This window comes from Alteromonas sp. Mac1 (assembly GCF_001562125.1).
Taxonomy (GTDB): domain Bacteria; phylum Pseudomonadota; class Gammaproteobacteria; order Enterobacterales; family Alteromonadaceae; genus Alteromonas; species Alteromonas stellipolaris.
Genome location: NZ_CP013932.1, coordinates 1,289,935 through 1,301,601, shown reverse-complemented (window position 1 = coordinate 1,301,601; position 11,667 = coordinate 1,289,935). Strand labels below are relative to the sequence as shown.

Here is an 11,667-nt window from a genome sequence, read left to right as displayed (position 1 = left end):
AGGTATTAAAAGCCCCTTTTTAACCTTATATTAACAGCATAGATAACTATGCAAAAAACGCCTATAAAAAAAGGCCTTACGGCCCTTTTTTATGATTAGCTATGCAAAAATATTATGCACCGGGGTCGTTTCGATTCCACCACAAGAATCTAGCAAGTGCTGGAAGTACGATAATTGCACCTAACATATTCACCACGAACATAAAGGTCAACAAAATACCCATATCCATTTGGAACTTAAGTGAAGAGAATACCCAGGTACTCACACCTATTGCCAAGGTAATACCGGTAAACAATACCGCACTACCACGCTCTTTTAGCGCAGCCAAGTAAGCTTCTTGTACTGTCGCACCTTGTTTAAGCATAAGGCTCTTCGTCGATAAAATATAAATACCATAGTCAACACCAATCCCCACCCCTAGCGCAATAACCGGCAAGGTTGATACCGTAAGACCAATTTGCAGATACGTCATTAGGGCTTGTGCTAAAACAGATACAACATACAGCGGAATGACTACCACTAAGGTTGCACGTATAGAGCGGAAGCTTATTAAGCATAGGGCGATAACAGCGCCAAAGACGTAAACCATCATTGGATCTTGTGCTGCCTCTACCGCTTCGTTTGTCGCTGCCATAACCCCTACTGGACCTGACGCTAGACTAAACGACATATCATCAGTCTCATATTCAGTACGGAAGTCTTTTACTGCATCTACCACTCGAGAAATGGTTTCTGCCTTGTGATCTTCCATAAACAGAATAATCGGCATGACAGAACAATCACCATTTAATAGGCCAGATGAAGTAGGCACACGAGAAATAGCTTGTACTAAGGTTTGTTGATTACGAGGTAGAACCTGCCATTTAACATTACCTTCGTTATAACCCGCGTTCACTATCTTAGCTACTGATGCTAATGATACAGCAGATTGCACACCTGGAACGTTCTCCATTTTCCACTGGAAATCATCCATTGCTTTCATAACGCTGTGAGACGTACAGGCTTCAGGCGTGGTTTCCACCAAAATAGAAATGTAATCTACTGTGACTTCATACTTGTCGGTAATCAAGAAGGTATCTTGGTTATAACGTGAAGACTCATGAAGCGCCGGTGCGCCTGCATGCAAATCACCTATCTTCATGTTTTGTGCTTGATAGTGCCCAAAACCGAATAAGATGGCGGTAACAATTAAAATAACGGCTGCTGGCTTTTTACGTGAACACGCAGAAATAATGGCCCAAAAGCGGGAGTTACTATTTTCTTTGCCTGCAAACTTATCAACGTACTTCTTATCAAGCTTTAAGAAGCTCATGAGTACCGGCAACAGCATTAGGTTGGTTAAGATAATAACCGCAACACCCATACTTGCTGTAATCGCTAGCTCACGAATAATACCTATATCGATAACCAATAAGGTCATGAAACCGACCGTATCAGAAAGTAAGGCTATGCCTCCTGGTACCAACAAGCTTCTAAACGCTGCCATAGACGCACGTTTTGCACCTATTCCTGTTACCGCACGTTTTTCTACCGCGTTAATCATTTGCACGCCATGACTTACACCAATAGCGAAAACTAAGAACGGCACTAGGATGGACATAGGATCCATTCCAAAGCCTAACGAAGTCAGTAGACCTAACTGCCAAATAACGGCAATGACAGAGCACAGTAACGGCAATATAGTCAGCATGATACTGCGAGAGAAGAAATACACCATGATGGCTGTTATTGCGATAGCAATAGCGAAAAACAACAATACGTCTTTCGCACCATCGGCCACATCACCAATCATCTTGGCAAAGCCGATAATATGAATAGAAATATTTTCGTTTTCATACTCGCCGCGAAGTTGCTCTTCAAGCTCAGCTGCTAACGCAAGTGTATTTAACGGTTCACCCGTTTGTGGGTCGATATCCAGTAACTGCGCTGTCACCATGGCACAGCTATAGTCGCTGGCTACCTGACGACCAACAATATTGGCTTTTTCAATATTCGCAGCCACTAAGTCTAACGCGGCTGGGTTTGCTGAATTGAAGTCTGCTGGAATAACCGGCCCGCCAGCAAATCCACCCTCTACAATTTCAGTAAAGCGGGTAGAAGGAGAAAACAGTGAAATAACAAGAGAACGGTTCACACCATTTATAAAAAATAGTTGGTCGTGTACGTTCTTTAACGTATCGAAAAAGTTCTGATTGAATATATTGTCGTTCTTATCACAAACAGAAACTAAGATATTGTTCGCACCACCGAAATCTTGGCGATGTTCAATATAGGTTTTCATGTACTCATGATTAAGCGGAATATTTTTTTCAAAACCGGCATCAAGTCGCATTTGCGATGCTTGAAAGCCTAAAAACACCGTTGCGATAGCAAAAAGGGCTACCACCAATTTACGGTTAGAAAAAACAAGATGTTCAATGAAATGGGTCATAAAAGCGAAACCACCCTACTTTGTATTTAGCGTTTTTATACCATTCGCGGTAACAGCTATGGTGTGGCCATTAAAGCTAACGGCATTTAACATGGCAGCTTTATCTTCAACCTGTGTAACTGTAATACCTTTTGCAGGCTCGCAGTTTGCAGGGTTTGCGTATGGATCGTGATTACTGACGGGAAGCGGACGAGTGGCTGACACCATCATACCGTTGTTACCCATGGCAACCACCGTGTCGTTATCGGACAGTAAAATTGAATTTAACGTACTGGTTGAACAAGAATTTACGTATTCCCATTCACCTTGGTCACGCAAAACAAAAATATTTCCGCGAAGACCTACAGCCAGTAGCGTTGATTCATCAAGCGCTCTAATATCGAAAAATGAGCCAGTGTAATCAACTTCAAAACGTTCCCAGTTTTTCCCCATATCGTCGCTGCTAGCTAATAAACCCGCTTCTCCAGCAAGGTATAGCTTTTCGCCATCGCGTGTTACACGATTTAAATGAGGTAAAATAGATTCTAATTCTTGCTGATAAAACGCTTCGTCTTCTTCTCTGACGCTTTCCAAATATTCACGATCGTATGGGTCTAGTAAACTAGCATGACGCTCAGTTTCCCAACTTTTCCCGCCATCAGTGGTACGGTAGAAAAGGCCATACGCGCCAGCAGCAATGCCGTGACTTTCATCAAAGAAAAGTACATCTAAAAATGGACGTTGAAGCTCGGGCTGAACATTCTGGATTTCCCAGCTTTGGCCCTTGTCTGAAGAGTGAATGATGGTGGCATCATGGCCTACCGCCCAAATATTATCGCCCACTACAGTCGTTGCAGTGAGTGTCGCTTGGGTGGGCACGGCAACTTGATTAAAAGCCGTTCCATCTTCTGAAATAAGAATATGACCGCGTTCTCCGACAACAACGACAAATTTATCAGCGTCAATATCTAGCAAAACTGACTGTTCAACTAAGGGTGCAATATAGGCATCTTCTGCTGAAGCAGTTACGGAGTAATTTGCTGCGAGTGCTGCAGTTATGCACGCTGCAATGGTTTTTTTCATGATTAACCATTCTCCCTAAAATTTAATTGTCTGAAAACAAAAACGGTTGGCACTGCCAACCGTCTTAACACAAAACGCTTAGCGTTTACCTTCTCGTCGTAACGCCTGAGGCGTAAACTCTACGTCTCTTGGACGAATCGAGAAGTCGTACATGGCTTCTTCGTTATCAAGACCGATGGCCAAGTAACGGCGAGAGTTTAAGTCGTAATAGGCATCTAGGGTTGACCACTGTGTAGGTACTTCATAGTAGTTCACTCCATAAGCTACACCAACACGGTACAACTCGCCACGATTATCATACATATCAGCAACTTGAATTTGCCAGCTGTCTTCATCGATGAAGAATACGCGTTTTTGATAAATGTGACGGAAGCCTTCTTTCAACGTGGCTTCAACCACCCAAACACGGTGCTTTTCCCAACGGGTTAAATCAGGGTTAACGTGATTAGCATGAAGAATCTCATCGTAACTTACGTTATCTGAATGCAGTGCATAGTTGTTATAAGCTACAAACATCTCTTGTTTACCAACAAGTTTCCAGTTGTAACGGTTAGGAGAACCGTTAAACATATCGAAGTCATCGGTAGTACGCAGACCATCTGCCGCAGTTCCTGGCGTGTCGTAAGCAATGTTAGGGGCTAAACGTACACGGCGCTGACCCGTGTTATAGGTCCAGGCTTTACGTGGCTCTTTAACTTGGTCTACGGTTTCGTGTACTAGCAAAGCAGTACCTGCCAAACGGGCTGGCTTAGTCACTTTTTGCTTGAACATGAACAAGATATTTTCTTCTGTTAGCTTTTCAGGTGTAGCACCCTCTTCAGCATACTTAATCATTAATTGCTCATCAAAACCGATAACGTTGTAGTCACCAGATGTTGTCACCGCAGCTTGTCCACCATTACGTTCTACGGCAGCACCGCGATAACGTAAGATGTGGTTCCAAATCGCTTCCATACCTGTTTGAGGCATTGGGAAAGGAACACCTAATACAGCGCCTTTTATGCCGTTTCCATCATCCAGTAATTCTGCGTTAGTCGCATTAACCTTAGTCGCATCATAGATGGCTTGCGGGTTAGATGCTGAACGACGGGTTTGATATACCGGCATGCGGTAAGTATCAGGGTACGCTTCGAACAACTTTTTCTGACCTTCAGAAAGGAAATCAGCATATTCTTTATAGTTCGACGCCGTTATCTCAAATAACACCTTATCTTCTGGAAAAGGGTTTGGATGGTGATCGCCTACTGAATAACCTTCAGGTGCTGATGTAATACCACCTGTCCATGCTGGAATACTTCCATCAGCATTCGCAGCTTGTATAGCACCCATTGGGGTTAATTCACCGCCTAGTTTTTTGGCATCTTCTTCAGAAACCTTAGCGTGAACACTTGCACCAGTTAGAGCCATTGAAAGCGCTGTTGCAATAATTCCTATTTTTCTAATCATATACATCACTCTTTAGATTGAATACTTGATGTTAAACGAAATAAAATCTCTGTCTGACAATGCGTTAGTGGTACCAACGCCGCCCCAGAATGCACTATAAGAGGCTGTTGCTGACCACTTGCTTAAGTAGTCGAACGTTAATGCCAGTGCCGCAGATTTAACATCTTCGGTGAAAACATAGAGAGGATCTGGTGTTGTACCCTCTACATCGTGAGAGAACGTAGCACGAGCTCGAAGGTTAACGCCCGCCATAATATCGTTCCAATCAGCAACGGCCAGTAGTCGGTAACCCCATGCATCATCAGTAGCGAATGGGTTAGTTTCTGGACCATCGGAAAGGCCAATGTGCAGACCCTCACGGTTATTGCCGCTTGCCGTAGGTTCTAGCGACGGTGTACGTGCTGTACCTGGCGCATTTAAGCGAATTACATTGGGATCTGGCATATCAACAATATTGACATAACCCAGTTCACCCAACAGTACGAAGTTATCAGCACCAAACTTAGGACCGTAAACGTGAGAAGCAGTTAACTGCATTTGCCACGTGTCTGAGAACAAGAAGCCTTCAGCGGTTTCACCTGGCCCAACATCTCTACCTATGTTTCCTAGCTGAGAAATACCGTCTAAATCTGGGCGAAGACCCGCATTAGCAAGTTGTTGAGGCATACCCATATAGAGTAGTTCAACATCGTCGATTTGCAGAGGTTCATCAACACGGTAAGCAAATTCACCGGCTAAAGCGGTTGTGCCAACGTTAGTGTTGAAGCTTACGCCATACAATTTAATATCTTCTGGATAATAAAACTCAGATTTGGTGAATGCACCCAGTTCAGTAATGTTATCGCGGGTCACTTCATTAGTCGCAATGAAAGCCAAATCTGATGCAATACCTTCTGAAGTAAAGTCAGACGTTACACCTGAGATAAGTGGACGTTGGCTATGGTAGTTAATGTGGTAGAAACTGATTTCAGATTCATTCAGCGCTTCAGCGAACCAAGTAACACGCAAACCGTATTGCCCTTGGTCGTCTGCATCTCTATGCGCTTCATCAGAATAGCCACGAATAGCCACTTTAGTTGGGTACGCTAAGTACGCAGATGCAATATCTGCAGAATTTCCGCCAGCACGCAACAAATCGCCGTAGCCGTTAAGTGCAGTTAACAAATGGTCTAAATCGATATCAGGGTTACCACTGAAACCTAACTGGACGTTTTGACGCTGACCGCCCTCGCCCGCAAAGTCGTTACCAGCAAAGTAACTTCCAGAAACAGGTAACCAACTGCGTTCCCATTCATATTGATAGTAACCCGACACACTTAATGTATCGCTTAGTCCTAATGAGGCATAAACCATACCCACTGGAATAAATACTTCTTTAAGTTCCGCACCTGGTGCACGAGCACGGGTAACGTCTACTGGGTTTGTGGTATTGATACCGTGTTGGATGAAAGTACTTTCACCCCAACTGATAACTTGACGACCTACACGAAGGGTTAACGGCTTATCGCCAATCCACCAATCGCCATAGAAGAAGGCATCATAAAGACGCACATCGGTACATAATAAATCTTCTGCTTCTGGATCTTGACAGTGATCGTATTGAACACCGGTGATAGCATTTGAATTAGGACGGTCACCATCCATTTGTTCAAAGTCGTAAAACCAGAAACCACGTGCGAAGAAACCGAAATCGCCAAAATTAATATCTAGCTCATGGTTTCCTGAAATTTGTGTTGCAAATGCATCACCTGGATCATGAGATAAATTTCCTAAGTCGCCATTGGTTGAATAACCGCCGTCAGCTAACGCCCAAACGTCGCTACTAGGATAGAGTGGATTGAATGCAGCGTGATAGCCTGACCAATCAAACTGTGCATGATTACTATTTCCGATAAGATCGTAATCTCTAGACTCAGTACGGATACTGGTAGCCACTGTGAATGTAGAATCAAGAGAAATGCTAACATCACCTACTTGCCAATTAGCGGCATTAGCAGGAAGTGCGGCAGCACCCAACAGGGTTAGCACACCTACAGCAACAGGTGACATCTTAAAAGCGCGAGGCCTATTTATCATATTTTTATACTCCCTAGTCGACGCACAAGGCTGCGTGACATCGTGATCAACCATAACGATTAACAAAATGATTACATCATTTTGCCACTTTCGCAAGAAGTAATCGTACCAGTTAACAAAATTTACAACATTAATCGTATCAAATAGTTATTGCTTTGTGGGGACTATAAAAGCAACTTATCCGAAAGGTGTAAGTAATTGGCGGAATCGTAAAAATATATGCACAAAAAGCAGCCAAAGGTAAAGGTTTAGGGCTTTAGCGTAAGCGTTCGAAGGCTTTAATTTTGTTGTTGGCGTCTACAATCATGCGAAAACGCCCCACAACACCTTGGGAGGTAATGAACTGTTTTATTCTAGTAGAGGGGACTTGTACGCTGGTGCCATTTTCCGCCACCATAACGACGGTAGGCACAGCGCCAGAGTACAGTGCCTCACATTGAATGTAAGGCACATTAACAGAAAAGTAATAAACGGTATCAGTGGCTTGAATGGTTGTCATACGCCAAACTTTTGCTCACTTTCTCAAACACATCTTTGCTTAAGCCCTTATGATTTAACAATCGACCTAGCTGTGCTTTCATCAATGCCTGATGGGGTTCTGCAAACCCTTGCCATTGGATCAGTGGAGTCACAATTCGTGCTGCAACTTGAGGATTAAGGGCATCTAGCTTGATAAGGTAATCGGTAACAAACTTATACCCTTCTCCACCTAAGTTATGGAAACGTTCGCTGTTATAGAAAGCGAAACTGCCAATAAGTGAACGAACACGATTAGGATTACCCATACTAAATTGAGGATGCTCGCTCAACATAGTGATAGTAGCCAGTATATCTTCACGAGGTTGAGTTGCGTGCAAGGCAAACCATTTATCTAGCACTAACGGATCGTGACGCCATTTTTCTTCAAACTTAGCCATTAAGCTTTCAAAGGCATCCGCCGGTAGTGATTGCGCTGCTTTAAGGGCACCTAGAGTGTCGGTCATGTTGTCGGCCTTATCGAACTGCGATATCACCAAGTCTTTATGCTGAGGTAAGCGTGCCAAATGAGACAACAATACATTTTTGCAGCGGCGAGCATTAACTGCATCTTGCTGGTAGCTATAGGCCTGAGTGGCTATACCGTTAAACGCATTTAGAAGTACTGCTTCCAACTGGGTAGAAAACTGACGACAAAACGCTTTTCGTGCATCGATGAGTGGTTGCACACTAATATTGCTTCGAGACTGACACAAGGTTTCAAATGAAGGTATCACTAAGCATTCACTCAAAAGCTCAATATTATCAATTTCGCTGTCTATTGCAGCATGAATTCCCGTCCATATCCCACTGTCTATCGTTGCAGTTGGGTTTTCATATAAGTAACTGATGCAGCGGTTATATAAAGTCTGCATGGCATCCCAACGATTAAACGCATCTTGCGAGTGGGCAAATATAGTAAGTAATGAAGCGGTGTCGAGCTCATTATGTACTTTTACTGGTGCAGAAAAGTTACCAAGTAGTACTGGGGTTAGTTTCTTCGCATCACAGGTGATAGTAATCGTGATTTCAGGTGCATCGACGATGAGTAAGTCGTTCTGAATGATGCCACTATCATCACGGTATCGATTACCATCTTCATCGATAACTTCAAAACCTACTGGAATATACAGAGGAAGCTTTTCGCTTTGATCTGCTGTACTAGGCGTATTTTGCGTTACGGTGAAGGTATGTACATAACCCGCTTCATTGCTGGTAACATTGTGAGCAAGGGATACTTGCGGTGTACCAGATTGACTATACCATCGAGAAAACTGCGTAAGATCTAACTCCGTAGCTGACTGCATGGCAGAAACAAAATCATCGCACGTGACTGCTTGGCCATCATGACGACGGAAGTATTCATCCATTCCTTTCCTAAAACCTTCCGGCCCTAATAGCGTATGGAACATGCGAATAACTTCAGCGCCTTTATCGTATACCGTCACCGTATAAAAGTTATTCATCTCAATAACTTCTTCAGGGCGAATAGGATGGCTCATTGCACTGGCATCTTCTGCAAACTGGTGCTCGCGCATCACACGTACATGCTTAATACGGTTACTTAGCGGTGATGTCATGTCAGCACTAAATTGCTGATCGCGAAACACTGTTAGCCCTTCTTTTAGACTGAGCTGGAACCAGTCTCTGCACGTTACGCGGTTACCAGTCCAGTTGTGGAAGTATTCGTGCGCGATAACAGCTTCTACATTAAAGAAATCATCATCAGTCGCAGAGTCTTGGTCGGCCAGAACAAATTTGCTGTTAAATACATTCAGGCCTTTGTTTTCCATCGCGCCCATATTAAAGAAGTCGACCGCCACAATCATGTATATGTCGAGGTCGTATTCCAAACCGAACACGTCTTCATCCCATTTCATGGCCCGCTTCAACGACGCTAAGGCAAAAGTACCCTGAGATTTCTTACCTTTGTCGACATATAACTCTAGCGCTACTTCTTTACCACTGGTGGTGATATAGGTGTCGGTTAATAAATCGAAGTCGCCTGCCACTAATGCAAATAAATAACAGGGTTTAGGGTGAGGATCGTGCCACGTAACAAAGTGCGTACCATCAGGGTTTTCACCACGTTCTACCGGGTTACCATTTGATAACAGCATGGGGAACGATTTATCCCCTATGACTTTCACCGTATAGACTGACAATACATCGGGTCTGTCTGGGAAAAAGGTAATGCGCCTAAAGCCTTCTGCTTCACATTGCGTACAGTAAGCACCGCCCGAAAGGTACAAGCCTTCTAGTGCTTTGTTGTTTTCTGGGTCGATGTGGTTTTCAATTTCTAATTCAAAATCATCGGTATCTACATTTAGCGTTAACGTTTCATCATCTAAGGTGTAATCACTAAAAGGTGTACCGTTAATATGAACAGAAACAAGTGACAGCTTATTCCCATCTAAGATGAGGGGCTGGCTTTTGTTTCCGTCATTTTTTTCTGTGTCTTTAACCGTATCTTTAGTAAGCTCTTTAGTAAGCGTGCGCTTAACGCTAAGTTTACTCTTTACCACAGTTTTTGTGGGATGTAAGGAAATAGTCAGGTCGACTAACGGGATAGAAAAAGCGGGCGGAAGATAATCCGCCCGGCGTTTAGCTGTAACTGACATAGAGTCTCCTAAAACAGAAAGTCTACGCAACTATTATTGGTTTGCTTCGCCAGGTTGCTTTGCATAATCTGGAGGTGTTAGGCGAAGAATTTTAATTCCTAAGTAAGCGTAGATAATAGCAAGAATTGGGTTTATTACGTTAAAGAACGCATAGAAAACATAGTCGAATGGGTTTACCAACAGCACACTGTGCATGTAGGCACCACACGTGTTCCAAGGAATGAGTGGCGATGTTAACGTTCCGCCATCTTCAAGGCTTCTAGATAGATTTAGTTGGTGCAAACCACGCTTTTCATACTCTTCTTTGTACATGCGCCCTGGCATCACAATAGAGATATACTGATCGGCCGTTACCAAGTTGGTCGCAAAACACGTAAGAATAGTTCTGCTTACCATATCACCGGCCGACTTAGCACCTAATAAAATAGCGGATACTGCTCGTTTTAATAGCCCTACTCTTTCAAGTACCGCACCAAACGACATAGCGCAAATAATTAACCATATCGTATTGAGCATAGACGACATACCGCCACGTGAAAGCAAGCTATTCAAGTTTTCATCAGGGGTGGAGAAACTCACGCCGTCAAACAAGGCCGTCCAAACTACTTTTAATGCACCAATACTGGCACTGTCGTCAGGGCTTGCCATGCTAGCAACTACATCACTTTGAAATAACACTGCCCATATTGCACCTAATAATGCGCCAATAGACACAGCAGGAAACGCTGGCACTTTCTTAACCGCAAGGGTTAGCAATACAACAAGGGGGACTAATAAATACCAGCTTAGATCGAAAGACTCATTTAACAATAACTGCATTTGTTCGATGCGATCTGCTTTAGCATCACCGCTTTCGCTAAAGCCCAATATTACAAACAAAATAAGCGCTAGAATAAAGCTAGGAACGGTAGTCCAAAGCATGTAGCGAATATGTTCAAATAAATCGGTACCTGCCACGGCGGGCGCTAAGTTTGTGGTTTCAGAAAGCGGAGAAATTTTATCGCCGAAATAAGCACCTGATACAACGGCACCGGCGGTAATCGCAGCAGACATATCCATACCTGCAGCCACGCCCATCAATGCAACACCCACTGTAGCGGCGGTAGTCCAAGAACTTCCGATACTCATAGCAACAACGGCGCAAATTAAGCACGCGGCAGCGTAAAAGAATGAAGGGTTTAATAGCTCTAGACCAAAATAAATAAGCGTAGGAACTGTACCGGCTAACATCCAAGTGCCAATAAGCGAACCTACTGCCAATAGAATTAAGCACGCACCGAGCGACATTGAGATTCCATCAACAATGCCTTTTTCAATGGTTTTCCAGCTGTACCCGTTTTTCATGCCAATGATGGCGGCAAGACCCATCGCCAGTAATAAGGCAATTTGGTTAGGCCCATACGATGAATTATCAGCAAATAAATAAACCGCACTACCCATCATAACTACAAGGGCTACAATGGGAATAAGCGCGTCAAATAATGAAGGTTCTTTAAATTCTTTAGTCGTTGTCAT

General features: G+C 43.6%; 7 protein-coding genes. All 7 read right to left on the bottom strand.

The window, feature by feature from the left end; translation table 11 throughout:
- Positions 1-112 precede the first annotated feature (112 nt).
- Positions 113-2,431, bottom strand: coding sequence for an efflux RND transporter permease subunit (locus AV939_RS05350; RefSeq protein ID WP_057791793.1), 2,319 nt, complete (start codon positions 2,429-2,431; stop codon positions 113-115).
- 15 nt (positions 2,432-2,446) lie between these two features.
- Positions 2,447-3,493: a WD40/YVTN/BNR-like repeat-containing protein gene (locus AV939_RS05345; protein ID WP_057791791.1), complete on the bottom strand. Its 1,047-nt coding sequence runs from the start codon at positions 3,491-3,493 to the stop codon at positions 2,447-2,449.
- 78 nt (positions 3,494-3,571) lie between these two features.
- Complete coding sequence (locus AV939_RS05340; RefSeq protein ID WP_057791789.1) at positions 3,572-4,939, bottom strand: DUF1329 domain-containing protein; 1,368 nt, start codon at positions 4,937-4,939, stop codon at positions 3,572-3,574.
- Positions 4,940-4,951: 12 nt separating this feature from the next.
- Entirely contained in the window at positions 4,952-7,015 is a 2,064-nt protein-coding gene (locus tag AV939_RS05335) for a DUF1302 domain-containing protein (RefSeq protein ID WP_057791786.1), read from the bottom strand.
- A gap of 256 nt (positions 7,016-7,271) precedes the next feature.
- On the bottom strand, positions 7,272-7,514 hold the full coding sequence (locus AV939_RS05330) for a DUF2835 family protein (RefSeq protein WP_061997258.1): 243 nt from the start codon (positions 7,512-7,514) through the stop codon (positions 7,272-7,274).
- Positions 7,492-10,152 carry an aminopeptidase N gene (gene pepN / locus AV939_RS05325; RefSeq protein WP_061997255.1) on the bottom strand — a complete coding sequence of 887 codons (2,661 nt, stop codon included), beginning with the start codon at positions 10,150-10,152 and terminating at the stop codon, positions 7,492-7,494. Before pepN ends, AV939_RS05330 begins: the two co-directional genes overlap by 23 nt.
- Before the next feature lie 33 nt (positions 10,153-10,185).
- Positions 10,186-11,667 carry a Na+/H+ antiporter NhaC gene (nhaC, locus tag AV939_RS05320; protein ID WP_082604918.1) on the bottom strand — a complete coding sequence of 494 codons (1,482 nt, stop codon included), beginning with the start codon at positions 11,665-11,667 and terminating at the stop codon, positions 10,186-10,188.

Coding starts and splice junctions, on each gene's coding strand:
- AV939_RS05350 (WP_057791793.1), bottom strand. CDS start 2,431: ATGACCCATTTCATTGAACATCTTGTTTTTTCTAACCGTAAATTGGTG.
- AV939_RS05345 (WP_057791791.1), bottom strand. CDS start 3,493: ATGAAAAAAACCATTGCAGCGTGCATAACTGCAGCACTCGCAGCAAAT.
- AV939_RS05340 (WP_057791789.1), bottom strand. CDS start 4,939: ATGATTAGAAAAATAGGAATTATTGCAACAGCGCTTTCAATGGCTCTA.
- AV939_RS05335 (WP_057791786.1), bottom strand. CDS start 7,015: ATGATAAATAGGCCTCGCGCTTTTAAGATGTCACCTGTTGCTGTAGGT.
- AV939_RS05330 (WP_061997258.1), bottom strand. CDS start 7,514: ATGACAACCATTCAAGCCACTGATACCGTTTATTACTTTTCTGTTAAT.
- pepN (WP_061997255.1), bottom strand. CDS start 10,152: ATGTCAGTTACAGCTAAACGCCGGGCGGATTATCTTCCGCCCGCTTTT.
- nhaC (WP_082604918.1), bottom strand. CDS start 11,667: ATGACAACGACTAAAGAATTTAAAGAACCTTCATTATTTGACGCGCTT.